Consider the following 26,965-nt stretch of genomic DNA (forward strand, 5'->3'; position numbering starts at 1 on the left):
CGTACCCGAAAGCTGTCAAGAATAGAAAGGATGCCAACCGTGAGTGAAAAGAGTTCCGCCGGAGGGGGCGAGACCCCCATCTCCGATTTCTCCAAGTGCCATATGGGGATTCTCAAAGAGCTGGAGGCCTTCTCCGAACTGCCGGCGCTTTTGTCTGCGGCCGAGCGTGCCAGGCGGGTCGCGCAGCGGGTGGTGGAGATGTTCGGTCAGGCCGTGATCGAGCACCATGCCGAGGAGGAGGAGGAGCTCTTCCCCGCGGTGCTGGCGAGTGCCTTGCCCGGCGAGGAGCTTGAACTCGTCAAGCAGCTCGTCGGCCGGCTGGTACGGGAGCATCGCGAAGCGGAAGCGATCTGGAAGCGTCTCGCCCCCGCGGTCAAGAAAGCGGCCAAGGGCCAGAGCGTCCACATCGATTTCGCCGAAGTCGAGCACCTGATGCGCAAATATGCCGAGCATGCCTCCTTCGAGGAGGCGGAATTCCTCCCCCTGTCGGAGCGGATCCTCCGGCGCAATGCGAACCACATGGCTGCGCTGGGCCTCTCGCTGCACATGCGTCACCTGCCCTTACACACCCGCAACATCTGACCGGCGCGCTTCGGCGCGCGCACGCCTACACCCAGCCGAGCGCGCCTGCGAGCGCGCCGACGGCGATCATCCACATCGGTGCGAGGCGGGTTTTGAGCGTGACCAGGGCGGTGGCGCCGATCAGGGCAAGGGCGCCGAGGCGGTGTTCCGGCTCGCCGACGAAGGGCAGGGCGAGCAGCCAGCCGGTGGCGAACACCAGGCCGACCGTCACCGGCGCCAGCCCGGCGGTGAAGGCGCGCACGCCGGGGGTGTTGCGGCGGCTGGCGCCCCAGCGGCTGACGCCGAGCGAGAGCAGGGTCGACGGCAGCAGGATGCCGACCAGCGCGGCGGCAGCGCCGATCACGCCGGCGACCTGGAAGCCCAGCACCGGCACGAACAGCACGTTCGGCCCCGGTGCGGCCTGGGCGAGGGCGATTGCGGTGGTGAAGTCGGCGTCGGCCAGCCAGCCGCGCTCGGCGACGAAATAGCGGTGCATCTCCGGCGCGGTCGACATCGCGCCGCCGATCGACAGCAGCGACAGCATCAGGAAATGCAGGAACAGGTCGGTGAGATCGGCCGCGGGCAGCGCGCTCATTGCTCGGCCTCGGGCGAGGAACGGCGATGCGCAGCGCCTGCGGTCGCCGTCCCTGTCCCCGGGCGCTCCGCTCCGGCTCCGGGCGAGGCTGCCGCGTTGGCGGGTTGTGCTGCCGGGCGTCCGCTTTGGCGCATGATGCAGACACGCGCCAGGCTCCAGCCGGCGAGGCCGAGGCCGATCACGATCCATGCCAGCGGCGCGCGGAACACGACCACCGCGATCAGCGCGGTGAGCCCGAGCAGGGCGCACAGCCACGGCCCCATCAGGTTCTTGCGCAGGGTCAGCAGCATCTTGCACGCCATCGCCAGGATCAGCCCCGCAGCCACCGCACCCATGCCGCGCAGCGCGCCCGCCACCGCCGGATAGCCCGCCAGCTGCTGGTAGCCGGCGGCGGCGGCGAGCACCAGCGCGAGCGGCGCGAGGAGCATCCCGGAGATGGCGGCGAGTGCGCCGCGCCAGCCGAAGAAGCGGTCGCCGACCATCAGCGACAGGTTGACGACGTTGGGCCCGGGCAGCAGCTGGGCGAGTGAATAGGCTTCGATGAACTCGTCGCGGCTGAGCCAGCCGCGGCGGTCGACGAGCTCGCGCTGCGCCACCGCGAGCACGCCGCCGAAGCCCTGCAGGGCGAGGAGGGTGAAAGCGACGAAGAGCGCTCCTGGCGAACGCGGATGGCTGCGGGCGGCGGAGGCGGGCGGTGGCGTGACGCGGGGGACGGAAGTCAAGGCGGGCTCGGACGGGCTGGCGGAAAGAACGGCGGCACAAAAGGATGAGGTCGCGGATGCGCTCGTGCGCGGCGGTGGCCGGGCGCAGGCCCGCAGACGACAGCAGAGGCGCCGATTATAAGCGCTGCTCCGGCGCAGGCCAGGGGCCGTCTGCCGTGTGCGGCGGGTACGGCCGCCGCGCGGAGGCTAGAATGAAGGCAGGATCCTTACTGCTGTCTTCCACTTTCGTATGCGCCACACCATCTCCACCACCGAACAACTCGATATCCGCGGCCTGCAGTACACCGTCCGGCGCTGGGGCGCGGCCGATGCGCCGCGGCTGTTCCTGCTCCATGGCTGGATGGATTCGTCGGCGACCTTCCAGTTCGTGGTCGAGGCCCTGCGCCACGACTGGCAGGTGATCGCACACGACTGGCGCGGCTTCGGCGGCAGCACCTGGCTCGGGCGGCCGTACTGGTTTCCCGACTACTATGCCGACCTCGACGCGCTGCTGGCGCACTACGCGCCCGGCGAGCCGGTTCGCCTGGCCGGGCACAGCATGGGCGGCAACGTCGCCGGCATCTACGCCGGCCTGTACCCGGAACGGGTGAGCCAGGTGGCGATGCTCGATTTCCTCGGCCTCAGGCGCCCGCCCGACGCCGAAGCGCCGGTGTTGCTGCAGAACTGGATCGCGTCGCAGGCCGAGCCGCCGCGGCTGCGCGTCTATCCCGACCATGCCGCGCTCGCCCGCCGGCTGTGCGCGGCCAATGCACGGCTGACGCCGGAGCGGGCGGATTTCCTCGCCCGCCACGTCGGCCGCGTGCGCGCTGACGGCCAGGTCGAGATGGGCTGCGATCCGTGGCACAAGCTGCCTTCGCCCTTTCCCTACCGGGTCGAGGACGCGATGGCGTGCTGGCGTCGGGTGCGTGCACCGGTGCTGTTGCTGATCGGCGACGAAGGCTTCGTGGTGGAACGCTTCGGTGACGATCCGGCCGAACTGCAGCGGCGCGCGGCGTGTTTTGCCGACGTGCGCCAGGTCACGATCTCCGGCGCCGGGCACAACGTCCAGCACGACCAGCCCGAGCAGGTCGCGGCCGCGCTGGAGTCCTTCTTCCTCCGGGAGCCGACATGATCCGCGCCCGCTTCGCTTCCGCCCACGCTGCGAACCCCGACTGGCACGTCGCCCTGGCCGAGGCGTTCGAGGCGCTGATGCACGATCTCCATGGCGCCATCGTCCATGCCATTGACATCGAATACACGCTCGGCCTGTGCTACTTCACCGACCACTACGCCGCCGACGCCGAGGAACTGCTCGCCGAACTGCAGCGCCGCCTGCCCGGCGTCCATTGGGTGGGCACGGTCGGCGTCGGTGTCGCCGCCAGCGGTGCCGAGCACTTCGACGAGCCGGCGCTGGTGCTGATGCTGGCGCCGCTGCCGCGCAACAGCTTCCGGGTGTTTTCCGGGCGCCAGCCGCTGCGCATGGACAGCGAAGGCTTCCATGCCCACACCGCGCTGGTCCACGCCGACGGGCGTACGCCCGACCTCCAGGAGCTGCTCCCCGAACTGGCCGCGCGCACCGCTTCCGGCTATCTGTTCGGCGGCCTGTCGGCCTCGCGCCGGCGCGCGGTGCAGATCGCCGACGCGGTGTTCGACGGTGGCGGCCTGTCGGGCGCGGCATTCGCCGAAGAGATCACGGTGATCTCGCGCGTCACCCAGGGTTGCCAGCCGATCGGCCCGCGCCGGCGGGTGTCGCGCGCGCAGGACAACCTCGTCGTCACCCTCGACGGCCGTCCCGCGCTTGCCTGCGCCCTGGAAGACCTCGACCTGCCGCAGGACATGGCCGCCGAGCCGATCGCGCGTGCCCTGTCGAGCACCTTGGTCGGCCTCCACCGCCGCGCCGACGACGACATCGTCGCTCCGGCGGCGTTCGGCGCCGACATGCTGGTACGCAACATCGTCGGCATGGACCCGCGTGCCCGCGTGCTGGCGATCGCCGACGAGCTCGAGACCGGCACCTGGCTTGCCTTCTGTCGCCGCGATCCGCAGGCGGCGATGGCCGATCTGCGCCGCGCCGCGCGCGAGATCCGCGACCAGCTGCTCGACTGCGAGCAACTCGCCGCCGGTGCCGTGTATGTCAGCTGCTCGGGGCGCGGCGGCCCGCACTTCGGTGCCCCGGCGGCCGAACTGCTGGCGATCCGCGACGTGCTCGGCAACGTGCCGCTGGCGGGATTCTTCGCCGCCGGGGAAATCGCCCACAGCCGGCTCTACGGCTACACCGGGGTGCTGACGGTGTTCGCGATGGCGCGCGCGCCGGGCCAGTTCCCGCGCTGAGCGCGAGGGGCGGTCGCGGGCTCGCAGCGGCGATGGCAGAATGCGACGCTCGACCACGGAACGGACCGCCTCCATGCCCGGAACCCTCTTCATCGTCACCGCGCCTTCGGGCGCGGGCAAGACCACCCTGGTGCACGGACTGCTGCAGCGCGATCCGCGCGTGCAGTTGTCGATCTCCTTCACCACCCGCGCGCCGCGCCCCGGCGAACAGGATGGGCGCGAGTACCGCTTCGTCGATGTGCCCACGTTCCGCGCGTTGCGCGACCGCGGCGAATTCCTCGAGTGGGCGGAAGTGCATGGCAACTACTACGGCACCTCGAAGGCCTGGCTCAGGGAACAGATCGCCGCCGGCCGCGACACCTTGCTCGAAATCGACTGGCAGGGCGCGCAGCAGGTGCGCAAGGCCTTTCCCGGTTCGATCGGGGTGTTCGTGCTGCCGCCGTCGGTGGAGGCGCTCGAGGCGCGCCTGCGCGGACGCGGCACCGACAGCGACGAAGTGATCAGCCGCCGCCTGCTCGGCGCGCGCGGGGAAATGCGCCATGTGGGCGAATTCGACTACGTTATAATCAACGATGAAATCGATGCCGCGCTCGATGACCTCATCGCCGTGGTGCGTGCCTCGCGCCTGCGCTACGAGTGCCAGCACCAGCGGCATCCGCAATATTTCAATTTTCTCGAACAGGACTGAACATGGCCCGCATCACCGTCGAAGACTGCCTCAAGCGCATCCCGAACCGCTTCCAGCTCACCCTGGCGGCCACTTATCGTGCCCGTCAGCTGACCGTCGGCAGCACGCCGCAGATCGAACTCGACCCCAACGACAAGGACAAGCCGACCGTGATCGCGTTGCGCGAAGTGGCGGCGGGCAAGGTCGGACTCGAGATGCTCAATCGCGGGCAGGCCTGACCCGCAGGGCGGGGGCGAGCATGGCGAGCAGCGACGTCGGCGTCCCCCCGCCCCCTTTCCGGCCGCCGGCCTCGAGCGTCCTCGCGCTCGATTTCCAGCAGCTCAAAACCAAGCTGCTCGGCTACCTCAAGGCCGAAGACGTTGGCCGCATCGAAGCCGCCTACCATTTCGCCGCCAACGCCCATGCCGGGCAGTTCCGCATCAGCGGCGAACCTTACGTCACCCACCCGGTGGCGGTCGCCTCGCTGGTCGCCGACTGGCGCCTCGACCCCCAGGCGCTGATCGCGGCGCTCCTCCACGACGTGATGGAGGACACCCACATCACCAAGGCGGAGATCGCCGAGCGCTTCGGCAAGGTCGCCGCCGAACTGGTCGACGGCCTGTCCAAGCTCGACAAGATCGAATTCCGCTCGCAGGAAGAGGCCCAGGCCGAGAACTTCCGCAAGATGCTGCTGGCGATGGCGAGCGATCTGCGCGTGATCCTGATCAAGCTCGCCGACCGCCTGCACAACATGCGCACGCTGGACCACGTCCGTGCCGCCAAGCGCCGCCGCATCGCCAGCGAGACGCTGGAGATCTACGCTCCGATCGCCAACCGCCTCGGCCTCAACGACCTCTACCGCGAGCTGCAGGAGCTGGCCTTCCGCAACAAGTATCCGCTGCGCTACGCGGTGCTGGCGAAAGCGATCCGCGCCGCGCGCGGCAACCGCCGCGAGGTCGTCGGCCGCATCCGCCACAGCATCGAGGAGCGCCTGCCGCAGTGGGGCATCTCGGCCGAGGTGCAGGGGCGCGAAAAGCACCTCTACGGCATCTACCGCAAGATGGTCGAGAAGCACCTGAGCTTCTCGCAGGTGCTCGACATCTACGGCTTTCGCGTCATCGTCCGCGACGTCCCCAGCTGCTACCTCGCCCTCGGCGCGCTGCACGCGCTGTTCAAGCCGGTGCCGGGCAAGTTCAAGGACTACCTGTCGATTCCCAAGGCCAACGGCTACCAGAGCCTGCACACCACCCTGATCGGCCCCTTCGGCATGCCGGTGGAAGTGCAGGTGCGCACGCGCGAGATGCACCACATCGCCGAGAGCGGCGTCGCCTCGCACTGGCTGTACAAGGAAGACGAGAAGACCCTCACCGAGCTGCAGCAGCGCACCCACTCCTGGCTCCAGTCGCTGCTCGAGCTGCAGTCCACCTCGGGCGAAGCCACCGAGTTCCTCGAGCACGTCAAGATCGACCTGTTCCCGGGCGAGGTCTACGTGTTCTCGCCCAAGGGCACGATCTTCTCGATGCCGAAGGGGTCGACGCCGGTCGACTTCGCCTATGCGGTGCATACCGACATCGGCAACCGCTGCGTTGCCTGCCGCATCAACGGCGACCTGATGCCGCTGCGCAGCGAACTGCGCAACGGCGACCAGATCGAGATCATCACCGCCGCCCACGCCAACCCCAACCCGGCCTGGCTGTCGTACGCGCGCACCGGCAAGGCGCGCTCGCAGATCCGCCATTTCATGAAGAACGCCCAGCAGGACGAGTCGATCGCGCTCGGCGAGCGCCTGCTCAACCAGGCCCTGCGCCCGCACGGGCTCACCCTCGGTCAGGTGTCGAGCTTCGCCTGGGACCGTTTCCTGCGCGATCGCGGCGTGCGCTACAAGAAGGAAATCTTCGCCGATCTCGGACTCGGCAAGCGCCTGCCGGCGATCGTCGCCCGCCGCCTTGCCGAAGTGCAGGATCTGGAGTCCGGCCGCCCCGACGTGATCAAGCCCAAGCCCGCGGGGGCGATCACCATCCGCGGCTCGGAGGGCATCGCGGTGCAGCTGGCGCGCTGCTGCCGGCCGATTCCGGGGGACCCGATCATCGGCACCCTGCGCAAGGGCCAGGGCCTCGAAGTCCACACCCACGACTGCCCCAACGTCGCCAAGCTGCGCGGCGACCGCGGGCGCTGGGTGGACGTGGACTGGGAGCACGGCAGCGACGAGCGTCTGTTCGATGTCGCCATCCGCGTCCTCAGCCGCAATTCGCGCGGCGTCCTCGCCCGCGTCGCGAGCGCGATCGCGGAAGAGGACTGCAACATCCAGAGCGTCAGCATGGACAGCGAGCAGGGCACCTACACTGCGCTCCACTTCATCCTCCAGGTGCGCGACCGCATGCACCTGGCGAAGGTGATGCGGGCGGTGCGCCGCCAGCCCGAGGTGGTGCGCATCGGCCGCGTCAAGGGCGATGGCCGCGTGGGCTGAACGCCGGCAGCGCTGGTAGAATGCGCCCCCTGTACCGATGACCCGTGGAGCGAGCCGAAATGGCGATGTACGAATCCGAACACACCCGATTCATGCGCGAATGGATGGAAAAGCACCCCGAGCAGCGCGAGGAGCAGCAGAAAGGGCGCGCGCTGTGGTGGGACAAACCGCAGGACCTCACCGAGCAGCAGCGCCTGGCGCAGGCGCGGGTCCCGGTCAAGCCCTACTACTACGACGTCGGCCATTGAGTGCTGACCGGCGGCGGTTCCCCCGCGGCGCGGGCGGCTGCCCGGGGCGGGGCGGTGCCCCTGCGCTGACGGGCGCGCGCCGATGAGCCTGCCGCGCCGCCTCGCCTTCATCGACGTCGAGAGCACCGGCGCCCACCCGGTGCGCGATCGCATCACCGAGATCGCCATCCTCCGCGTCGAGGACGGCGAGGTCGTTGCGCGCTGGGACAGCCTGGTCGACCCCGGTCGGCCGATTCCCGCCCTGATCCAGGGCGTGACCGGCATCAGCGATGACATGGTCGCGGGCGCGCCCGCGTTCGAGGCCGTCGCCGACACGGTCGCCGGCCTCCTCGAGGGCTGCGTCTTCGTCGCCCACAACGCCCGTTTCGACTACGGCTTCATCAAGAACGCCTTCGCCCGCAGCGGGCGCGAATTCGACGCCCCGGTGCTGTGCACGGTCAAGCTCTCGCGCGCGCTCTATCCCGAGCATCACCGCCACGGCCTCGATGCCTTGATCGAGCGTCACAGCTTGGTGTGTACCGCACGCCACCGGGCGATGGGCGACGCCGAAGTGCTGTGGCAGTTCGTTCAGCTCGCCCGTGCGGGCTTTGCCGCCGAAGTGCTCGAGCAGGCGGTGGCGCGGGCGATGAAGGCGCCGCAGACCCCGCCCGGCCTGCCCGAGGGCCTGCTCGAAGCGCTCCCCGACGTGCCCGGCGTGTACCTGTTGCACGCCGAGGCCGAGGCGCCGCCGCCCGGGCGCAGCGACCGTCCGCTCTACATCGGCCGCGCGGCGAGCCTGCGGGCGCGGGTCAAGGAGCATTTTTCCGGCGCCGCGCGCAAGGGCCGCGATGCCAGCCTGGCGGCGCAGGTGCAGCGCGTGGAGTGGCGCGAGACGGCCGGCGAGCTGGGCGCGCAGCTGCTCGAGCACGCGCTGTTGTGCGCCTTGCGCCCGAGCGCCAACCGTGCCCCCGAGAGCGGCGCGGAGGCTTTCGCCCTGCGCCTGCTGGAAAACCGCCGGCGCCCGCCGATCTGGCAGCGGGTGAAGATCGCCGGTAGCGACCCCGGCAGCTGGGACGGGCTGTACGGCGCGTTCCGCACGCCGCGCGAAGCCGACAACCTGCTGCGCGAGCTGGCCCTGCTGTACCGCCTGTGTCCGCGCCGCCTCGGCCTCGAGGCGGGCGCTACCGGCGCCTGCAGCGCCCATGCCGCCCGGCGCTGCGCCGGAGTGTGCGCCGGCCGGGAAACCCCGGCCGAGCACGACGCGCGCCTGGCCGCCGCGCTCGAGGCGGTGCGTGTCAAACCCTGGCCGTGGCCAGGTGCGGTGGTCGTCGGCGAGCGCCACGCCGACAGCGGGCGCGAGGCCTTCCACCTGTTCGCGCGCTGGTGCCACCTCGCCAGCGCGGACTCCGTCGATGCGCTGGCGGCGGCCGCGGAGCGGACTCCGGCGTTCGATCTCGACATCTGGCGGATCTTCAGCCGCTGGCTCGCGGTGCCGGGCAATCCGGACCGCGTGCGGCTGCTGTGAGCCTGCGCCGGCGCCCGCCGCGGGCGCGCTAGTGCGCGGCGCAGGTACGCAGCTGCGACAGCTTGTTGAGGACCATGCCGCGCCGGCCGCGGGGCCGGATCAGGCCTTCGCGGACGAAGTGCGCCAGCACCCGCGACAGCGTCTCCGGAGTCAGGTTGAGCTGGGCGGCGATGGTCTGCTTGTCGGTTTCGAGGTGAATTTCCCAATGTTCGGCATCTTCCGGCGCCAGCCGGGTCAGATAGTGGGCGACCCGCTGCGTGCTGCTCAGCTGCAGCTGCAGCTGCAGCGTCGACATCAGGTCGTGGCTGGCGGCGGCCAGGCGCAGGCCCATCGCCGTACAGAAGCGGTGGGAGGCGTCCATCGCGCCCCGCAGCGCCGCGGTCGGCACCAGCAGCAGCTCGCAGGCGCGCATGGCCTGCGCATTGACGACGTGGGGACGATCGAGGAGGGCGGCGTCTTCGCCGAAGAAGGCGCCGCTGGTGGCGATGCGGATGATTTTCTCGCTGCCCGAAGGGGACAGCACGAAACACTTCACGTCGCCGTCGACGACGAGGTGGACGCCGCGCGGGCGGTCGTCGCGCTGCACCAGCAGCTCACCGCGCGCGGCGTGGATCGGGCGGACACTGGCGCTGACGCGTTCGAGCGTGGGGGGATCGAGGAGGTCGAAGGGGGCGAAGTCGGAAAGAGGGGGGGGCGGGCATTGTCGTTTGGTTTTCATGTTGTACTCCATGGCCAGCCGCAGCAGGCTGTGGCGGGTTTGTACACTAGCCTTCCCGGCCGGGTCACCGATCTCCGGGGATGGCGGATGCGTGGGTGGGATTCCTGCCATGTACCTCCAAGGAGGTATGGAATCGTTCCCGTGATCCGATGGAGGATGCTGAATCTATGGAGTTTTCACCGACCGACGGCGCGCTTGCGGGGAAAAATGGATATGTCCACGTTGTTGCCGGCAGTGCCGGCGTGACGGGGGCGTGCGGATGAACATGCAGCTCCCGCCGCCGGTGCTGCGGCGCTCGATCATGCTGCTGGTGACGGTGGCGATGCTGACGCTGGCGCTGATCGGTCTCGCCGGAATGAGCGCCTCGGTGCTGGTCGTCGAGCGCGCGCGCAGCAGCACCGAGGCGATCAAGGTCGCCGGCAGCCTCCGCCGCTATGCGCAACGCATTCCGAGCCTGGCCGCGGTAGACAGCCTTGGAGGACGTGGCTTGTCGGCGCGCGGGCTGGCGGTGATCGGCGACTTCGAGCGCCAGCTCGAACACCCGGCGCTGGCACAGGCGATCGCGCGTGCGCCGCAGGCGTCGTTCGCCGTGGCCTACCGCGGCGTGCACGCGGCGTGGCGTTCGAGCCTGAAGCCGCGGTTCGAGGCCCTGTCCGGGGCGGGCGCGCTGTCGGCGGGCGGAATCGAGCGGCTGCTGACCGAGGTCGATGCCTTCGTCGAACAGATCGATGCGCTAGTGGCGGGGCTCGAGCACGACAACGAGACCCGCATCCACGGCCTGCACCAGACTCTGGCGCTGGCGATGGGGCTGACCCTGATCGTCGCCGTGATCGCGCTCGGTCTGCTCTACCGCGCCTTGCTGCGCCCGCTCGGCGGCCTCCTCGAGGCGGCGCGACGCATCGCCGGGGGTGACTTCAGCGTGCGCGTGGGCAACACCGGGGAAGACGAAATCGGCCGCGTCGGCACCTCGTTCAACCTGATGGCGGGCGAACTGGAGAAGCTGTACGGCAACCTCGAGCGCCATGTCGCCGAGAAGACCGCCGAACTGCAGCGCAGCAACCGCGCGCTGGAACTGCTCTACCACGCGATCACCCGTCTTTATCACAGCCCGACCGCGCCCGAAGCCTATGAGGCCACGCTGCGCGACATCGACCGGGTCGCCGGGTTGAGCGGCAGCTTCGTGTGCATCGAGCCGCAGGCCGAGGCCGCAGCGGCGGTGATCGCGTCGACGTTCGGCGCCTGCCCCGAACGCATCGCCCGCGGCGGGGACGCGTGCGCCGACTGCCGCACCAGCATGGTTCCCGGCGACGGCGACCTGCTGCGCTTTCCGCTGCGCGACCGCGAGCATCACTACGGCATGTTGCGTCTGGCGCTGCCGCCGGGAGCGGGCCTGGAGGACTGGCAGCGCCAGCTCGTCGAGGCCTTGTCGCGCCACATCGGCATGGCGCTGGGCGCGGCGCGGCGCGGCGAGCAGGAGCGCCTGCTCGCACTGCAGGATGAACGTTCGGTGATCGCGCGCGAACTGCACGACTCGCTCGCGCAGGCGCTGTCGTACATGAAGATCCAGGCCAGCCTGCTGCAGCGCGTGGCCGGCGATCCGGCGCGCGCGGCCGAAGCCGGGCCGATCCTGGTCGACCTGCGCGCGGGGATCAATGCCGCCTACCGCCAGTTGCGCGAGTTGCTGGTGTCGTTCCGCCTCGGTCTGTCCGGCGACCTCGACCGCCTGCTCGGCGACGCGGCGCGGGAGTACGGCGCGCGCGGCAAGCTCGAGGTGGCGCTCGAGTTGCGCCTGGGCGACTGTGTCCTCAGTCCGAACCAGGAAGTGCATGTCCTGCAGATCGTGCGCGAAGCCTTGTCGAACATGGTGCGCCACGCCGGTGCGCGCCGGGCCCGGGTGGCCGTGCTCGGCAATGCCGGCGGCGAAGTCGGGATCGAAGTCGAGGATGACGGCGTCGGCCTCGGCGCCCCGCCCGAGGATGCGCGCAACCACCACGGACTGTCGATCATGCGTGAGCGCGCCCACAGCCTCGGCGGCGAGATCGAAATCGGCAACCGTGCGGAAGGCGGCACCCGCGTCGGGGTGCGCTTCGCGGCGGCGCGGGTGCTGGCTGGCGGCGCTTTCGGCGGCAAGGTCGCACGCACCGCGACCGACTGACGACAGGCGGGCAGGCCCCGAGCGCCCGCCGCACCGAACCCGACCGCCCCTGGGCGGAATTTGAAGCCGGAGCTGCCTTGACGATGAACGAAACGCAATTGGTCCTGATCGTGGACGACCATCCGCTTTTCCGCAAAGGGCTGGCGCAGCTGCTGCGGACGATCGACGGCTTCCGGCTGGTCGGCGAGGCCGCCAGCGGCGAGGAAGGGCTCGCCATGGCGCGCGCGCTGCAGCCCGATCTGGTCCTGCTCGACCTGAACATGCGCGACATGAGCGGGCTGGACGTGTTGCGCAGCCTGCGCGGTACGCGCATCGGCGCACGCGTGGTGATGGTGACGGTGTCGGACCAGGGTGAGGACGTGGTCGCGGCGCTGCGCGGCGGCGCCGACGCCTACCTGCTCAAGGACATGGAGCCGGAAGAGATGCTCGGCGCCCTCGCCGAAGTCGCCGCCGGCCGGGTCGTGATCCCGCCGCAGCTCAACCACCTGCTCGCCGCCGCGCTGCGCAGCGAGGCCCGGCCGCAGTCGGTCGCCGCCGCCGGGCTCACCGAGCAGGAAGTCCGCATCCTCGAAAGGATCGCCGCCGGGCTGTCGAACAAGCATATCGGACGCGAATTCGACATCGCCGAAGGCACGGTGAAGGTCCACGTCAAGCACATCCTGCGCAAGCTCGACCTGCGCTCGCGGGTCGAAGCCGCGGTCTGGGCGGTCGAGCACATGCGCGGCTGAGTCCTGCGCTGCCGCCCGCGACCGCCTTCGCCGCGGTCGGGATGGCGCAATGCAGCATGCTGTGGTTCAATCCTTCCCCATGCTTGAAGCCCGAGATCTCGCCTGCCTGAAGGGCGACCGCCTGCTGTTCCACGGCCTCGCCTTCCGCCTGCAGGCGGGCGGCCTGCTGCGCGTGGCCGGACCCAACGGCGTGGGCAAGACCAGCCTGCTGCGCCTGGTCACCGGGCTGGCCCTGCCCGAGGCCGGGGAGCTGCGCTGGCGCGACCGCTCCACCCGCCGCGAGCGCGAGGCCTTCCATGCCGAGCTGCTCTACCTCGGCCATGCGCCGGCGCTCAACGATCTGCTGAGCCCGCTGGAGAACCTGCGCTTCGCTTGCGCCGCCGCCGGCGACGAGGTCGACGAGGAGGCCTGCATCCGGGCCCTGGAGCGGATCGGTCTCGCCCGTCAGCTCGATCTGCCGGCGCGGGTACTGTCCCAGGGCCAGCGCCGGCGCGTCGGCCTGGCGCGCCTGTTCCTGTCCGCCGCGCGGCCGCTGTGGGTGCTCGACGAGCCGTTTACCGCGCTCGACGTCCATGCCGTGGCCGATCTTGCCGCCACCTTGTCGGCGCACTGTGCCGGCGGCGGCATGGTGATGCTGACCACCCACCAGGATGCGCCGTTCGCGACGCCGCCGGCGGTGCTCGACGTCGGAGCCTTCGCGTGCTGAGCACTTTCCTGGCCGTGCTGCGCCGCGATCTGCTGCTCGCCTGGCGCGGCCGCGCCGACGTGCTGGTCACGCTCGCCTTCTTCATCATCGTGGTCTGCCTGTTCCCGTTCGGCGTCGGTGCCGAACCCAACCAGCTGCGTGCGATCGCCCCCGGCGTGCTGTGGGTGGCGGCGCTGCTCGCCTGCCTGCTGTCGCTGCACCGCCTGTTCGCCCAGGACTACGTCGATGGAACCTTGGAGCAGCTTCTCCTGTCTAGGGAGCCGGCTGCGTTGTGGGTGACGGCAAAAGTGCTCGCGTTCTGGCTCAGCACCGGCCTGCCGGTGGTCGCGGTGGCGCCGGCGATGGCCTTGCTGCTTGACCTGGAGCAAGGTGGTCTGGCGGTGCTGGTACTAAGTTTGACGCTCGGCACGCCGATCCTGGCCCTGCTCGGAGCGGTGGGCGCGGCGCTGACCCTGGGCCTGCGCGGGGGCGGCATGTTGCTGGCGCTGCTGGTGCTGCCGCTGTTCGTGCCGGTGCTGATCTTCGGCGCCGGCGCGGTGGAGGCGGAGCTGTCCGGCTCCGGCGCGGCGGCCCATCTGCTGCTGCTGGGGGGTGGGCTGGCCGGCGCGCTCGCGCTCGCTCCGATGGCGTGCGCGGCGGCGCTGAGAATTTCGACCGATTGATGACAACCTTGCGGACGCTTTCCCGAAGAGGGCTCTGCCAACCTGTACAGCGACTTTTCAGCGCATGAACAAACCCGAACGCGCTCGCAGCCTGTTCCGCTTCGCCGCCCCGCAGAACTTCTATCCTCTTGCCGGCCGGCTCGCGCCCCGGTTCGCGGCGGTGGCCGCGGTGCTCGGTGTGGCCGGCCTGTGGCTGGGCTTTTTCGTCGCCCCCACCGACGCCACCCAGGGCGAGGTCTACCGGGTGATCTTCATCCACGTGCCGGCAGCCTGGATGTCGATGTTCATCTACCTGGTGATGGCGTTCTGGTCGGCGGTCGGCCTGGTCATGAACACCCGCCTGTCCTTCCTCATGAGCCAGGCGCTGGCCCCGACCGGGGCGCTGTTCTGCGTCGTCGCGTTGTGGACTGGCGCGCTGTGGGGCAAGCCGACCTGGGGGGCGTACTGGGTGTGGGATGCGCGCCTGACCTCGCAGCTGCTGCTGCTGTTCCTGTATTTCGGTTTCATCGCCCTCACCCGCGCGATCGAGGATCCGCGCCGTGCCGACCGTGCCGGGGCGATCATCGCCCTGGTCGGCGCGGTGAACGTGCCGATCATCTATTTCTCGGTGCAGTGGTGGAACACCTTACACCAGGGCGCCTCGGTGAGTCTGACCAAGGCGCCGTCGATGGCCGCGACCATGCTCGCCGGGATGCTGGTGATGGCGCTCGCGTCCTGGGCCTACACCCTGGCGGTGGTCCTGTGGCGGGTGCGGCCGATGATCCTCGAGCGCGAACGCCATACCGAGTGGGTGGGGGTGGTGCTCGAACAAGAACTGCGAACCGGCGGAGGGCGTGCCTGATGTCGTGGGAAAGCTGGTCCGCGTTCTGGGACATGGGGGGCGCGGCCTTTTACGTGTGGGGTAGCTACGGCCTCGCCCTCGTCCTGGTGGCGCTCGAGCTGATGCTCGTGCTCCAGCGCCGGAAAGACACTACGCGCCGCCTGCTGCGTTGGCGGCGCGCGCTCGGCAAGGATGCCGGCAGGCAAAACGGCGGTGAGCCCGAACCCGCCACGGAGTCCGAAAGATGAAAGCCCGCAACAAACGTCTGATCCTCGTCGGCAGCGGCGTCGCCCTGCTGGTGGCCGCGGTGGCCCTGGTGCTGAGCGCGTTCCAGCAGAACCTGGTGTTCTTCCATACGCCGTCCGAAGTGGCCGCAGGCAAGGCGCCGACCGGCAAGACCTTCCGCATCGGTGGAATGGTCGAGGAAGGTTCGATCGCGCGCGAGGCCGACGGCCTGACCGTGCGCTTCGCGATCACCGACACCGCGAAGATCATTCCCGTGACCTATCGCGGCACGCTTCCCGACCTGTTCAAGGAAGGCAAGGGCGCGGTGGTGCAGGGCCGCCTCGAAGGCGGCGTGTTCCGCGCCACCGAAGTGCTCGCCAAGCACGACGAGAACTACATGCCGCCCGAAGCCGCGCATGCCGTGGAGCAGGCGCAGAAGGCCGCGCAGACGGTGAGCCAGTGACATGATTCCCGAACTCGGACATTTCGCCCTGATCCTCGCCCTGGTGCTGTCCCTGGTGCAGGCGGTAGTGCCGCTCGTGGGCGCCCGCCGCAACAGCCTGGCGCTGATGGAGGTCGGCCGCCCCGCGGCGCAGGGACAGTTCCTCTTCATCCTGGTCAGCTACCTGTGCCTGACCTGGGCCTTTGTCAGCAGCGACTTCTCGGTGCAGCTGGCGGCGTCGAACTCGCACAGCGCGACTCCGATCTTCTACAAGATCACCGGCGTGTGGGGCAACCACGAAGGCTCGCTCTTGCTGTGGGCGATGTCGCTGGCGCTGTGGACGGTGGCGGTGACGGTGTTCTCGCGCCATCTGCCCGAAGCCTTCCTCGCCCGCGTGCTCGGGGTGCTGGGCTGGGTCAGCGCCGGCTTCATCTCGTTCATGCTGGTCACCTCCAACCCCTTCGACCGCCTGCTGCCGGCCGTGGCCGACGGGCGCGACCTGAACCCGCTGCTGCAGGATCCGGGAATGATCATCCACCCGCCGCTGCTCTACATGGGCTACGTCGGCTTCTCGGTGGCGTTCGCCTTCGCCATCGCCGCGCTGCTGTCGGGGCGCATGGACGCGGCCTGGGCGCGCTGGTCGCGGCCGTGGACGACGGTGGCGTGGGTGTTCCTCACCGCCGGCATTGCGGTCGGTTCGGGCTGGGCCTACTACGAGCTGGGCTGGGGCGGCTGGTGGTTCTGGGATCCGGTGGAGAACGCCTCCTTCATGCCCTGGCTGCTGGGTACTGCGCTGATGCATTCGCTCGCCGTCACCGAGAAGCGCGGCGCCTTCCGCAGCTGGACGGTGCTGCTGGCGATCGGCGCGTTCTCGCTGTCGCTGCTGGGGACCTTCCTCGTGCGTTCGGGCGTCATCACCAGCGTCCATGCCTTTGCCACCGATCCCAAGCGCGGCCTCTACATCCTTGCCCTGCTGGTGGTGGTGATCGGCTTCTCGCTGCTGCTGTACGCGGTGCGTGCACCGAAGCTGGCCGGTGGCGGCAGCTTCGGCTTCGTCTCGCGCGAGACCACGCTGCTCGGCAACAACGTGCTGCTCACCGTGGCGTCGGCTTCGGTGCTGCTCGGCACGCTGTACCCGCTGTTTCTCGACGCCCTCGGCCTGGGCAAGATCTCCGTCGGCCCGCCCTACTTCGAAGCGGTGTTCGTGCCGCTGATGACGCCGGTGGTGGTGCTGATGATGTTCGGCCCCTTCCTGCGCTGGAAGGACGACGACCTTGCCGCGGCGCTGCGCAAGGTGGCGCCGGCCTTCATCGCCAGCGTTGCGATCGGGGTCGGGGTCGCCTTCGCTGTCGATCACCTGACCTGGCGCACCGCGCTCGGCCTGGCGCTCGCGGCCTGGGTCGGGCTGGCCAGCCTGCAACTGCTCCATGGCCGGCTGCGGGAGCGCGCCGGGGCGTCCATCGCCTCGCGCCTGCGCGCGATCACCGCGTCGTGGTGGGGCATGTGGTTCGCCCACCTCGGCGTCGGCGTGTTCATCACCGGGGTGACTCTGGTCGGCAGCCTGGACCAGCATCTCGACGTCCGGATGCAGCCCGGGCAGCATGCCGAGCTGGCCGGCTACAGCTTCACTTTCCGCGGTGCGGTCGAGGCCGACGGCCCCAACTACGACGCCGAGCGCGGCATCGTCGACGTCGCCCGCGACGGTCGCGCGATCGCTACCCTGACTCCGGAAAAGCGCCTGTACTGGGCGCAGGGCATGCCGATGACCGAAGCCGCGATCGACATCGGCCCGTTCCGCGACGTCTATGTGTCGCTCGGCGAGCAGCTCGAGGACGGCGCCTGGATCGTCAGCCTGTACTACAAGCCCTTCATCAGCTGGGTCTGGCTCGGCTGCCTGCTGATGGGGCTGGGCGGGCTGTTCGCCGTTGCCGATCGCCGCTACCGCCGCCTGGCCGCGCGTGACGCCGCCGTTGGCGCCGGCCAGCGCATGCCGGCCCCGGTCTGAGCGGAGCATCGAGGATTTCCATGAAAGCCAAGTTTCTCGTTCCCCTCGCGTTGTTCTTCGGTCTGGCGGGATTCCTCGCCTTCGGCCTGACCCTCAACCCGCGCGAAGTGCCTTCGCCGCTGATCGACAAGCCGGCGCCCGGTTTCAGCCTCGCCCGCCTCGACCAGCCCGAGCAGCGCTTCGCCCTCGAGGAGATGCGCGGCGAAGTGTGGCTGCTCAACGTCTGGGCGTCGTGGTGCGTGGCCTGCCGCCAGGAGCACCCGGTGCTGGTGCGGATGGCGCAGCAGAAGCTGGTGCCGATCGTCGGCCTCAACTACAAGGAAGTGCGCGGCGACGGTGCGATCAACATCCGCGGCATGGCGCCCGAAGCCGAGACCGGGCTGGCGATCGAGCGTGCCCGGCGCTGGCTCACCGATCACGGCGACCCCTACGCCTTGTCGGTGCTCGACATCGACGGCCGGGTCGGGATCGACTTCGGCGTCTATGGCGTGCCCGAAACTTTCCTCATCGACCGCGAAGGCCGGATCCGCTACAAGCACATCGGCCCGATCACCCCGGACAGCCTGCAGAACGAGCTGCTGCCCCGGATCGAGGAGGTCCGCCGTGCCGGTTGAACGCTTGTCCGCCGCGCCCGGGCGGCGCTTGTCCGGCGCCTTCGGCATGCTCGTCCTCGTCGGCGTGCTGGGGCTGGCGCCGGCCGCGCAGGCAGCTGACGCGCCGGCGGCGGCGGTCGATCCCGGCGTGGCGCCGGCGGTGGTCGCCGACCCCGCGCTCGAGGCCGACGTCATGGCCTTGGCGCACAAGCTGCGCTGCCTCGTGTGCCAGAACCAGTCGATCGCCGAATCCAACGCGCCGCTCGCGGTGGACTTGCGCAACCAGGTCCGCGAGCAGCTCGCCGCCGGCAACAGCAAGGGCGAAGTGATCGATTATCTGGTCGCCCGTTATGGCGACTTCGTCCTCTACGAGCCGCCGTTCAAGGCCACCACCGCCCTGTTGTGGAGCGGACCGCTGCTGCTGCTGCTCGGCGGCGCCGGCTGGCTGGCTTACCGCCTGCGCCGGCGCCAGGCCGAAACCGCCGCCGAAGGTGCGCTGAGCACGGCCGAACGCGCCCGCGCCCGTGCCCTGCTGGCCGGCGGTGAAGCGCCCGCCGCCCCCCCTGAATCCCCGGAGTCCCGCTCGTGACCGTCTTCGTCTTGTTTGTCTGCCTGCTGCTGGCGGGCGCACTGCTGTTGATCCTGCCGCCGCTGCTGGGGGCGGGAGCGCGGCAGCGGCGGGCGCAGGCCCGGCAGGAGGCGCTGGCGCTGGCCGTCCTGCGCGAGCAACTGGTCGAGCTCGATACTGAGCTGGCCGCCGGCCACATCGACTCCGCCAGCCACGCCCAAAGCCGCGAGGAACTCGAGCGCCGCGCCCTGGAAGAGGGCGAGGCCGCAGTGGAAGCGACCGGAGCGGCCGATTCCCGCCCCCGTCGCGCCTGGGCGCTGGGACTCGCGCTGGGCGTGCCGGCGCTGGCGGTGGCCGGCTATCTGGCGCTCGGTGAGCCCGAGGCCCTCGATCCGCAGAACGTTGCCGGCCAGCAGGGCTTCACCCAGGCTCAGGTGGCGGAGATGGTCGGTGCCCTCGAAGCGCGCCTGGCGCAGGAGCCCGACAGTGTCGAAGGCTGGAGGATGCTTTCCCGCACCTATCTGGTGCTGCAGGACTACGCCAAGGCCGAGGCGGCCTACGCGCGCCTGGGGAAACTGGTGCCGAACGACCCCGATGTGCTTTCCGACTGGGCCGACGTCGTCGCCATCCAGCGCGGTACGGTCACCGGCGACGCCGAAGCGCTGGCGCAGCAGGCGCTGGACGTGGCGCCGACGCACCCGAAGGCGCTCGCGCTGGCCGGCACGGCGGCCTACCAGCGCGCCGACTACGCGGCTGCCGCAGGCTACTGGGAGCGCATCCTGGCGCAGATTCCTCCCGGCGAGGAGGTCGCCAAGGGCGTGCGCGCCAGCGTCGATGAGGCTCGCGCCAAAGCCGGCCTCGCTCCGCTCGCCGCCGATGCGGGCAGCGCGGCGCCGGGGGCGACGCTGGCGCTGAGCGGCCGTCTGGAAGTCGATGGCGCGCTCGGCGCGCAGGTCGCGCCCGAGGACGTGGTGTTCGTCTTCGTGCGCGGCGGTGACGGCGGTCCGCCGCTGGCGGCGCTGCGCTTCAAGGGCAGCGAGCTGCCGGTGGATTTCCGCTTCGACGGGGCACCGATGATGGGGGCGGAGGTTCCGGTGCCCGCGCGCGTGGTGGTGGCGGCGCGCGTTGCCAAAGGCGGCGACGCCACGCCGCGCAGCGGCGATCTCGAAGGCGCGAGCGCGCCGGTGGCCGCCGACGCGCACGGAGTGAAGGTGGTGATCGACCGCGTGCGCGACTGAGCCGCCGAGGCGGGGCCCGCCGCCGCGGTTCAGCCGCAATACTCGAAGCGCACCCGCTTGACGTTGCACAGCAGCTCGTAGGCGATCGTTCCGGCGGCCTGTGCGACCCGGTTCACCGCGATTTCCTTCCCCCACAGCTCGACCCGGCTGCCGATCCCGGCACCAGGCAGCGCGCTCAGGTCCACGGTCAGCATGTCCATCGACACCCGGCCGATCAAGCGGGCAGGGGCGCCGTCGATGCTCACCGGGGTGCCGTCGGGCACCGTCCGCGGATAGCCGTCGGCATAGCCCAGCGCGACCAGGCCGACCCGGGTCGGGCGCTCGGCGACGAAGCGCCCGCCGTAGCCGAGCGCCTCGCCCGGCGCGATCTCGCGCACCGCCATCACCGCGCTTTCCAGCGTCATCACCGGCTGCAGGCCGTCGTCGGCGGCGGCGAGGGGGGAGGCGCCGTAGAGCAGGATGCCGGGGCGGGCCCAGTCACGGCGGGCCTGCGGCCAGCCGAGAATGGCGCCGGAGTTGGCCAGGCTGCGGGCGCCGTGCAGGCGCGCGGTGGCGGCGTCGAAACGGGCGATCTGCTCGGCGGTGGTGATGACCTGCGGCTCGTCGGCACGGGCGAAATGGGTCATCAGGGCGATTTCGCCGACCTTGCCGCAGGCGCGCAGGCGCCGCCAGGCGGCTTCGACCGCGTCGGGCAGGAAGCCGGCGCGGTTCATGCCGGTGTTGATCTTCAGCCAGACGTCGACCGGCGCGGCGAGCGGCGTCGTCTCCAGCATGCGCAACTGGGCCTCGTGGTGCACGACCAGCCACAGGCCGTGGGTGGCGGCCGCGTCCAGTTCGGGCGCTTCGAACACGCCCTCGAGCAGCAGGATCGGGCCGACGATGCCGCCCGCGCGCAACTCCAGCGCTTCTTCCAGGAACGCGACGGCGAAGCCGTCGGCTTCGCCGGCGAGCGCCCGGGCGCAGCGCACCGCGCCGTGGCCGTAGGCGTTCGCCTTGACCACCGCGAGCGCCCGGCTGCCGTGGCGCCGGCGGGCGAGGCGGTAGTTGTGGCGGAGGGCGTCGAGGTCGATCAGGGCGCGGGCGGGGCGCATGGCGGGATACGAGAGCGGCAAACAGGCATGGTGGAGTGAAACCGGGAGGATCGCAATATGCGCGGGCGGTACCGTGCCACGACCCGTACCTGACTGGCCCCGCCTCCTGCTGCGGGCTAAGCTGTAAGCGGAAGCGTAGCGCCCACCGGAGAGGCGGGCGGACACCCGCACTGTGAGTTCTGCCGGGGAGACATGCATGAGCACTGAATCGGAGCACGGGCAAAAAAATGCCTCCACGCTGAGTCTGCGGGAGGCGGCGCAGTTGCTGAGTGCCGAGGGGCTTGGAGTGCACGAGGGCGAGACGCTGCTGGCAAGCGCCATCCAGCGCGGTGAACTGCACGCCGACGTGATGCGTTGGGCAACCGAGCAGTGGGACGGCCGGCATCTTCCGGGCAACATCAACGCTCGCCAGACCCGAATCGAACGTGCCGATTTCGACGTCTGGCGGAGCCGCCGGGCGGCGGGTTGAAGAGGCGGTATACCCCCGGAAAGCAAAAGGCTGCAGCAGATCAGGCGTTGCGCTACTTTTCCTACTCGTTCTTGCGATAGCTGGCAGGGTTGATTGGATTCCGTGATATTTTTAAAGTATGGATATAAATTCACGGCATAAGGTAATCAAGCGACTGCAGGCGGGACTCCCCCGCGGGGCGCCGTTCGACCTTGCCACCCTGAGCCAGTTCGGGGTGTCGCCCCAGCTCGCCGCCCACTATGCCGACGGCGGGTGGCTCGTGCGCCTGGCCCATGGCGTCTATGCCTTCCCGAACGATGAGTTCGGGGTCTACGGTGCGCTGAAGTTCCTGCAACAGCGCGTGCCCGGCCTGCACGTCGGCGGCAAGAGCGCCCTGGCCCTGCAGGGGGTGCAGCACAACCTGGGCAGCCGGGAGGCGCTGGTGCTGTGGGGCGACGGTCGTTTCGCGTTGCCGGCCTGGTTCACCTCGCGCTTTCCGGCCCGCTACGTCCACGCCCGCCTGTTCGACTGGCCGGACACGGCGCTGGCCAGCAAGACCCTGACCACGCCGCCTGGCCTGCCCGAGGATCTGCGGGTGGCTGCCTCCGAGCGTGCCGTTCTGGAGCTGCTGTACGAAGCCGGCGTCAAGCAGAGCCTCGAAGAGGCCCGCAACGTCTTTGATGGACTGCGTTCCCCCCGCAAGGACTTGCTCGGGCAACTGCTGTCCTGCTGCGCCAGCGTGAAGGCCGTGCGCCTGTTCCTGACCTGGGCGCGCGAGACCAGCCTCGTGGATGTCGATGCCCTGCTGGAGCAGTACCCGGTTCGCACCGGCAGCAACACGCGCTGGATGAGCCGGCTCGATGATGGCACCTTGCTGAGCCTGAGACCTCATGGATAAGACCTACGCGGATACCGTTCGCCTGCTGCTGGCCGTCGCGCCCGACGTGTTCGCCAACGACATCTTCGCCATGAAGGGTGGCACGGCCATCAACCTCTTCGTGCGGGACATGCCGCGCCTGTCGGTGGATATCGACGTGGTGTACCTCCCGTGGCAGACGCCACGCGACGAAGCGCTGCAAACCATCAACCAGGAGCTGGCCGCCATCGCCACGCGTGTTGCGCCACTGGGCGTGCAGACACGCCTGGTTCGCGCCAAGGACCTGGGCGACACCAAGCTGATCGTCGAGAACGACGCCAGCCAGGTGAAGATCGAGGTCAATGTCGTGTTCCGCGGCAGCGTGCTGCCCGTCGAGCGGCGGCCGCTGAGCGCCAGGACCAGCGATCTGTTCGGCGTCGAGTTCGATCTGCCGGTTCTGGCACCGGACGAGCTGTACGCCAGCAAGCTGGTGGCCGCGCTGGATCGGCAGCACCCCCGCGACCTGTTCGACGTGTGGCAGCTCTTTGAGTCGGGCGACATCAGCGACGGCATGGTCGAGTGCTTCGTGGTCTATTTGGCGGGTCACAACCGGCCACCCCACGAAGTGCTGTTCGGCAACGACAAGGACATCGCCGGCGAGTACGAGCGGGCCTTTGTCGGCATGACCGAAGTGAGCTGTTCCCTGGAGACACTGCTCGACGCTCGCGCCAGGCTGCAGCGCAATCCGCCGCCCTCGACACCGGCTTGGGCCAGAGCTGACGAACATCCCGCAGCGCCCCACTTGCCGGGATTGCCCCATGCCGCATTCATCGTGGCATCCACGAAGCAGCGGCCCTATACCCAAAGGCTTCGGACAAAGGCCAAAGGGCTGGGAAGGGGCAAAGGAAGGGCGCCAAGGGGAAAGGCCCTGTCTTGAAAAGGCCAAGGCACCGCTGAGCAGCCCATCATCCGATGGTTCGCCATGCTCTCGCTGTTCCAGCGCAAACGCCTTGGCCTGCCGAAAGGCCAGGTCTGAGAGTGCCATGCTCTTGCTCCTGAACATGGGTCAGGAACCAGATGCTGGTCACGTCGACCTCGCCCCTCCATCAACAATCCGGAATCAGGCGCGCCCGCAAAAATGGACTTGTTTGTGGACTTAAAAGTCCCGCCTGTGGGCGGATCGCAGTGGATCGCGGCAGAACGTCAAAGAGAGGAAAAGTCCTTGTGCGGAAAGGACTTGCAGACTCTCTTGGACTTCTGCGGAAGTCCGCAGAATGATGCGTGGAGCGGGTGAAGGAATCAGAAGATTGAGGCCAACTTATTGATTCACAAATACTTTTCCCGCATGGCTTACAGCCATGGTGCCGCATTATGTACCACCTCCGCTCACCAGGCAATACTGCGCACAGCACCGGTCCCGCCGGTGGATCAGCTACGAGATCAAGGCGGGCAATCTGCTCGCACTGAACCTCGGCAACCGTGGCCAGCGCGTGCCGGATTGGCACCTCGATCCGGTCAAGCATGCCCTGATTCAGGCTGTCCTCAAGCTGAGCAGGGACGCGGACCCCTGGCAGATCTACCACGCGCTCTGCAACCCCGCGCGATGCTGCGCGGCCGCTCAGCCCTGGAAAGCGCCACCGCCGCCAACCTCGACAAGCTCATCATGGCGGTGAGCACGACCGCGAAGGAAAGCGAGTGGTCCCCGCAGTTGTTGAGTTTCGCGTAACGGCAGGCGCTGGCTGGTGCGAGGTGCCATGGTGTCAGGACACGGATCGGGCGCGGCGCGCAAACCTCGCTTGGGGTTCGGTCAATGACGCATGGGGGCGCAGCAGGTAAGCCATCACGACGGTCGGCGCGCCCGCCAGCGGCCGCACAGCGATGCCTCGGCGCTGGTAGCCGGTCAGCCGCACGGCCGGCGCGACGGCGATGCCATATCCCGCAGAGACGAGCGTCATCGCCATGTCGAAGGTGCTGACCGTCTGCTCGCGATCCTGAAGCGCATCCTCGAATAGACGTTGTACCACCGCGCGCCATGGCTCGTCGGCCGTTGACTGTGCGCAGATCAAGGGCTGTTTGAGCACTTCGCAGCAAGGCACTTCGCGGTAAGCCAGCAAGTGCGAGCGCTTGGCCACTGCGACCGCCAGCGTGTCATGCCACAGCGCCTCGCATACCCAGCCCGGCCACTGCCAAGCAGCCGTGGACAGGGCGAAGTCGAAGCCTTCGCCCGGCTGCTGTGTGGCCCGGTCATCGGCCGTGCAATCGACGAGAGCCGCTGCGGTCTCGGGCTCTTCGGCGCGCTGCAGTGCGAGCACATCGGCAAGCTGGGGCGGCACCCATTCGCCAAGGACGGCCACTCGAATTTCGGTGGAGGCATCGCTCGGCTTCACGTCCAGATACCCCCAGGCAGTGGATTCGCGGCGACGCCGCTGGATTGAGTTAAGTTTAACGTGGTTTAAATCTTGACTGTATTCGACGCTTTTGACAATGCAAAAGCGATCGATTCAACGAGGCCGGCCCACCGGCACCACCACCTACGAAGCGGAACCCGCCATCGCGTTCGGGGCGTCCGTGCGCGAAGAAAGAACGAACCAGGGCATCGCCCAGGAGACGCTGGCCCATCTGGCCGGGATCGAGCGCTCGCACATGGGCAAGATCGAGCGGGGTGAACACGTTCCCACGCTCCCCCTGATCCTCAAGATCGCCCGTGCGCTGAAATGCAGTTCTGCCCATCTGATGGCACTCACCGAGGACAAGCTGGCATCGCCCAAGTCCTCGGACTGAAGCCGGCCTGCATTGCGGCGGCTGGTCTATCCTTGCTCGTCGTCGTTCCTGCCCCCAAGGCTCAATCTTCGCGCTTTGCGGTTTCGTCGGCGAGACGCAGGTACGGGTTGTTCGGAGGCACCTCCTGGAACAGCGTCTGGGGATCGGTCAACAGGTAGCCGTGCAGCCGCCGCGACTTGCGCGGCCCGGTGACTTCACAGGTCCAGATGTTCAGCCCGCTGGCCTGTTTGCGGTGCAGGCCCAGCTTCTCGAAGCCCTTCTGCACCCACTGCCATCCCTCCAGCTTTTCCGGCTTGGCCAGCGCGGCGACCAGCAGGTGTTCCTGCGCATAGCGCTGAAAGATACCAGGGCTGACCAGGTAGGCCGTTCCATCGACGGTGTGCACCAGCGCCTTGGCATCGTTGATGATGAGTTTGCGCGACTGGATGCCTTGGCGCAGCCAGGCCATGAAGTGGGTGCCGGAAGGCTTGTCCCCGGACTCGGATGCGATCGGTAGCGTCGATGGTGTGGGCGTGACGTCCAGCAGATCGAGCAGCGCCGCCACGTCGTTGTCCGCGGTCATGGGTGCGGCCGGCATGACCGCTGGAGCCGCCGCCGCGCGTTCCACGCGATGGGCTTCAGGCTCAACGGGCGTCTGCGGCACCGGCTCGTCCTGTTCCTCCTGATCGACCAACACACGGCCCGCGAAGGAAGCCGGCCGGTCGGCGGGTTCCCAGATCGCCGCGGGCGACAGCTTCAGGAAGGTGAAGCTGTGCGACCAGCCGGCGTCGCTTGTGACGGTGGCCTTCCAGATCGCCTTGCCGTCCGGCGTGGCCAAGGCAATGCCATGGTCCTGCAGCACGTTGAACACGGCCGTGTTGCTCGACGGAATGCCGTCGATGCCCTGCGACAGCAGGTGCGCGCGCAACTTGTCGGAGACGGTCTTGCTGACCAGCCAGAGGGCGTCCTGGGTCAGCCAGCCATCCGAGGCCTGGGGTTGGTTCAGCTTGAATTCTTCCTTGAGCAGATAGCGCAGGCCGTCCAGCAGTTTGCGTTGCAGCGCGTGCCGGGGCGCAGCCAGCACTTTGCCGGGATCGCCGCCGAGTTCCTGGGCCACCGATGCCTGGTCGGCCTGCGCCACCAGCTCGCCGAGCGTGCCGGCGTGCTCGTACTGGCCGGCGAGGGCGTAGAGCAAGGCTGCCCAGAGGTCGGGGTAGCCGCTCAGCCAGTCGAAGATGTCGCGATCAAGCAGGCGGGCATAGAGCAGCCCGGTGGCGGCGCTGTGCAGCCGGTACTCGCGGTCCTTGCGGTAGCGGAATCGGTACGGTCGCCGCAGCGGCCCATGCCAGGGGTGCCAGACCGTGCCGTCGTCGTACTCCACATGCAGGTCGACGGCGATCTTGCCGATGTCGTGCAGCAGCGCCGCGTAGGTGGTGCCGGCGGTCCAGGCCTCGGCCTGGGCGGCCTGCGCTTCCGGTGTGGCGCCGGCGGGCAGCAGGTGCGACTGCCGCAGCTTGAGCACATAGGCGACGATCTCCAGGCCGTGGTCCAGCATGCCGCCCGGATAGGCATGGTGGTGGCTTTCGGAAGCTGGGAACTGCTGGACCAGCTCGGCGTAGCGTTCCAGCGGGGCGAGGTACAGCGTGGCGAACTGCCGGCGCGACAGTGAGGTGCGCTGCCAGATGTGCTCCAGCAGCTTCTGCCGGCGGGGCGTCGCCAGCAGCGATGCGGCCGAAGCCGGCCGCATCAGCCCTTTGGGTGGCTCGGTGGGTGTGGGTGGCGCGCCGGTGGCGGGTGGCACCCGTTTGCGTTGGAACAGCGAGAGCATGGTGAACCCCGGATGACAGGGCCGGTCGGGAGCCTTTTGGCCTTTTCG

At 69.2% G+C, this 26,965-nt stretch carries 29 protein-coding genes and 1 pseudogene; 24 read left to right on the top strand and 6 right to left on the bottom strand.

The features are described 5' to 3' along the window. Positions 1-30 precede the first annotated feature (30 nt). Positions 31-582 carry a hemerythrin domain-containing protein gene (locus tag Tharo_RS01240; protein WP_107219643.1) on the top strand — a complete coding sequence of 184 codons (552 nt, stop codon included), beginning with the start codon at positions 31-33 and terminating at the stop codon, positions 580-582. A 25-nt stretch (positions 583-607) separates the two neighbouring features. Here Tharo_RS01240 and Tharo_RS01245 read toward each other — a convergent pair whose 3' ends face one another. Together Tharo_RS01245 and Tharo_RS01250 are read right to left on the bottom strand one after the other, a co-directional pair. Then, the gene (locus tag Tharo_RS01245; RefSeq protein WP_107219644.1) at positions 608-1,156 is read right to left on the bottom strand and encodes a chromate transporter; all 549 of its coding nucleotides are present in this window, start codon (positions 1,154-1,156) and stop codon (positions 608-610) included. Further along, on the bottom strand, positions 1,153-1,878 hold the full coding sequence (locus tag Tharo_RS01250; RefSeq protein WP_107219645.1) for a chromate transporter: 726 nt from the start codon (positions 1,876-1,878) through the stop codon (positions 1,153-1,155). The genes Tharo_RS01245 and Tharo_RS01250 overlap by 4 nt, the downstream gene beginning before the upstream one ends. A gap of 229 nt (positions 1,879-2,107) precedes the next feature. Here Tharo_RS01250 and Tharo_RS01255 point away from each other — a divergent pair, with 229 nt between their 5' ends. The 7 genes from Tharo_RS01255 to Tharo_RS01285 all read left to right on the top strand — a co-directional run bounded on the left by Tharo_RS01255 (position 2,108) and on the right by Tharo_RS01285 (position 9,074). Next, positions 2,108-2,989 carry an alpha/beta fold hydrolase gene (locus tag Tharo_RS01255; protein ID WP_107219646.1) on the top strand — a complete coding sequence of 294 codons (882 nt, stop codon included), beginning with the start codon at positions 2,108-2,110 and terminating at the stop codon, positions 2,987-2,989. After that, entirely contained in the window at positions 2,986-4,188 is a 1,203-nt protein-coding gene (locus Tharo_RS01260; protein WP_107219647.1) for an FIST signal transduction protein, read from the top strand. Before Tharo_RS01255 ends, Tharo_RS01260 begins: the two co-directional genes overlap by 4 nt. Positions 4,189-4,261: 73 nt before the next feature. Then, complete coding sequence (gmk, locus tag Tharo_RS01265; protein ID WP_075146780.1) at positions 4,262-4,876, top strand: guanylate kinase; 615 nt, start codon at positions 4,262-4,264, stop codon at positions 4,874-4,876. A 2-nt stretch (positions 4,877-4,878) separates the two neighbouring features. Next, on the top strand, positions 4,879-5,094 hold the full coding sequence (rpoZ, locus tag Tharo_RS01270; protein ID WP_107219648.1) for a DNA-directed RNA polymerase subunit omega: 216 nt from the start codon (positions 4,879-4,881) through the stop codon (positions 5,092-5,094). Positions 5,095-5,114: 20 nt separating this feature from the next. After that, the gene (locus tag Tharo_RS01275; RefSeq protein ID WP_107219649.1) at positions 5,115-7,322 is read left to right on the top strand and encodes a RelA/SpoT family protein; all 2,208 of its coding nucleotides are present in this window, start codon (positions 5,115-5,117) and stop codon (positions 7,320-7,322) included. A gap of 59 nt (positions 7,323-7,381) precedes the next feature. After that, complete coding sequence (locus Tharo_RS01280; protein ID WP_107219650.1) at positions 7,382-7,570, top strand: DUF3460 family protein; 189 nt, start codon at positions 7,382-7,384, stop codon at positions 7,568-7,570. 82 nt (positions 7,571-7,652) lie between these two features. Then, positions 7,653-9,074: an exonuclease domain-containing protein gene (locus Tharo_RS01285; protein WP_107219651.1), complete on the top strand. Its 1,422-nt coding sequence runs from the start codon at positions 7,653-7,655 to the stop codon at positions 9,072-9,074. 28 nt (positions 9,075-9,102) lie between these two features. Here Tharo_RS01285 and Tharo_RS01290 read toward each other — a convergent pair whose 3' ends face one another. Then, complete coding sequence (locus tag Tharo_RS01290) at positions 9,103-9,792, bottom strand: Crp/Fnr family transcriptional regulator (RefSeq protein WP_107219652.1); 690 nt, start codon at positions 9,790-9,792, stop codon at positions 9,103-9,105. A gap of 259 nt (positions 9,793-10,051) precedes the next feature. On the opposite strand from Tharo_RS01290, the gene Tharo_RS01295 reads away from it, so the two are divergent. The 11 genes from Tharo_RS01295 (at position 10,052) to ccmI (ending at position 19,934) form a co-directional block, all read left to right on the top strand. Beyond that, complete coding sequence (locus tag Tharo_RS01295; RefSeq protein ID WP_107219653.1) at positions 10,052-11,947, top strand: HAMP domain-containing protein; 1,896 nt, start codon at positions 10,052-10,054, stop codon at positions 11,945-11,947. An 83-nt stretch (positions 11,948-12,030) separates the two neighbouring features. Beyond that, positions 12,031-12,675 (top strand): two-component system response regulator NarL, encoded by a 645-nt coding sequence (gene narL, locus Tharo_RS01300; protein WP_107219654.1) that lies wholly within the window; start codon positions 12,031-12,033, stop codon positions 12,673-12,675. A 79-nt stretch (positions 12,676-12,754) separates the two neighbouring features. Next, positions 12,755-13,381 carry a cytochrome c biogenesis heme-transporting ATPase CcmA gene (ccmA, locus tag Tharo_RS01305; RefSeq protein WP_107219655.1) on the top strand — a complete coding sequence of 209 codons (627 nt, stop codon included), beginning with the start codon at positions 12,755-12,757 and terminating at the stop codon, positions 13,379-13,381. After that, positions 13,375-14,043, top strand: coding sequence for a heme exporter protein CcmB (gene ccmB / locus Tharo_RS01310; RefSeq protein ID WP_107219656.1), 669 nt, complete (start codon positions 13,375-13,377; stop codon positions 14,041-14,043). The genes ccmA and ccmB overlap by 7 nt, the downstream gene beginning before the upstream one ends. A gap of 64 nt (positions 14,044-14,107) precedes the next feature. After that, positions 14,108-14,884 carry a heme ABC transporter permease CcmC gene (gene ccmC / locus Tharo_RS01315; RefSeq protein WP_107219657.1) on the top strand — a complete coding sequence of 259 codons (777 nt, stop codon included), beginning with the start codon at positions 14,108-14,110 and terminating at the stop codon, positions 14,882-14,884. Next, positions 14,884-15,111, top strand: coding sequence for a heme exporter protein CcmD (gene ccmD, locus Tharo_RS01320; protein WP_170110003.1), 228 nt, complete (start codon positions 14,884-14,886; stop codon positions 15,109-15,111). Before ccmC ends, ccmD begins: the two co-directional genes overlap by 1 nt. Further along, positions 15,108-15,551 carry a cytochrome c maturation protein CcmE gene (gene ccmE, locus Tharo_RS01325; RefSeq protein ID WP_107219658.1) on the top strand — a complete coding sequence of 148 codons (444 nt, stop codon included), beginning with the start codon at positions 15,108-15,110 and terminating at the stop codon, positions 15,549-15,551. Before ccmD ends, ccmE begins: the two co-directional genes overlap by 4 nt. Position 15,552: 1 nt before the next feature. Continuing rightward, a complete protein-coding gene (locus Tharo_RS01330) occupies positions 15,553-17,535 on the top strand; it encodes a heme lyase CcmF/NrfE family subunit (protein WP_107219659.1) in 1,983 nt (660 codons plus the stop codon). A 20-nt stretch (positions 17,536-17,555) separates the two neighbouring features. Continuing rightward, entirely contained in the window at positions 17,556-18,149 is a 594-nt protein-coding gene (locus Tharo_RS01335) for a DsbE family thiol:disulfide interchange protein (RefSeq protein ID WP_107219660.1), read from the top strand. Between the two features lie 46 nt (positions 18,150-18,195). Further along, positions 18,196-18,717: a cytochrome c-type biogenesis protein gene (locus Tharo_RS01340; RefSeq protein WP_107222271.1), complete on the top strand. Its 522-nt coding sequence runs from the start codon at positions 18,196-18,198 to the stop codon at positions 18,715-18,717. Next, positions 18,714-19,934, top strand: a complete 1,221-nt coding sequence (ccmI, locus tag Tharo_RS01345; protein ID WP_107219661.1) for a c-type cytochrome biogenesis protein CcmI — start codon at positions 18,714-18,716, stop codon at positions 19,932-19,934. Before Tharo_RS01340 ends, ccmI begins: the two co-directional genes overlap by 4 nt. 29 nt (positions 19,935-19,963) lie before the next feature. Here ccmI and alr read toward each other — a convergent pair whose 3' ends face one another. Further along, positions 19,964-21,025, bottom strand: a complete 1,062-nt coding sequence (gene alr, locus Tharo_RS01350) for an alanine racemase (protein WP_107219662.1) — start codon at positions 21,023-21,025, stop codon at positions 19,964-19,966. 196 nt (positions 21,026-21,221) lie between these two features. Between alr and Tharo_RS01355 the strand changes: the two genes are divergently transcribed. From Tharo_RS01355 to Tharo_RS18135, 4 genes are all read left to right on the top strand, one after another. Continuing rightward, the gene (locus Tharo_RS01355; RefSeq protein ID WP_107219663.1) at positions 21,222-21,494 is read left to right on the top strand and encodes a hypothetical protein; all 273 of its coding nucleotides are present in this window, start codon (positions 21,222-21,224) and stop codon (positions 21,492-21,494) included. A 118-nt stretch (positions 21,495-21,612) separates the two neighbouring features. Beyond that, positions 21,613-22,371 carry a type IV toxin-antitoxin system AbiEi family antitoxin domain-containing protein gene (locus tag Tharo_RS01360; RefSeq protein ID WP_107219664.1) on the top strand — a complete coding sequence of 253 codons (759 nt, stop codon included), beginning with the start codon at positions 21,613-21,615 and terminating at the stop codon, positions 22,369-22,371. Beyond that, positions 22,364-23,266 (top strand): nucleotidyl transferase AbiEii/AbiGii toxin family protein, encoded by a 903-nt coding sequence (locus Tharo_RS01365; RefSeq protein WP_342749574.1) that lies wholly within the window; start codon positions 22,364-22,366, stop codon positions 23,264-23,266. The genes Tharo_RS01360 and Tharo_RS01365 overlap by 8 nt, the downstream gene beginning before the upstream one ends. 666 nt (positions 23,267-23,932) lie before the next feature. Then, the gene (locus Tharo_RS18135; protein ID WP_425444942.1) at positions 23,933-24,055 is read left to right on the top strand and encodes a hypothetical protein; all 123 of its coding nucleotides are present in this window, start codon (positions 23,933-23,935) and stop codon (positions 24,053-24,055) included. A gap of 34 nt (positions 24,056-24,089) precedes the next feature. Here Tharo_RS18135 and Tharo_RS01375 read toward each other — a convergent pair whose 3' ends face one another. Further along, positions 24,090-24,716, bottom strand: coding sequence for a substrate-binding domain-containing protein (locus Tharo_RS01375; protein WP_107219665.1), 627 nt, complete (start codon positions 24,714-24,716; stop codon positions 24,090-24,092). A gap of 97 nt (positions 24,717-24,813) precedes the next feature. On the opposite strand from Tharo_RS01375, the gene Tharo_RS01380 reads away from it, so the two are divergent. Next, positions 24,814-25,110 carry a helix-turn-helix domain-containing protein gene (locus Tharo_RS01380; RefSeq protein ID WP_107219666.1) on the top strand — a complete coding sequence of 99 codons (297 nt, stop codon included), beginning with the start codon at positions 24,814-24,816 and terminating at the stop codon, positions 25,108-25,110. A 26-nt stretch (positions 25,111-25,136) separates the two neighbouring features. On the opposite strand, the pseudogene mobH reads toward Tharo_RS01380, so the two are convergent. Next, positions 25,137-26,917 (bottom strand): annotated as a pseudogene (gene mobH, locus Tharo_RS01385) (MobH family relaxase). Positions 26,918-26,965: the final 48 nt, after the last annotated feature.

It is taken from the genome of Thauera aromatica K172, from assembly GCF_003030465.1.
Lineage (GTDB): Bacteria > Pseudomonadota > Gammaproteobacteria > Burkholderiales > Rhodocyclaceae > Thauera > Thauera aromatica.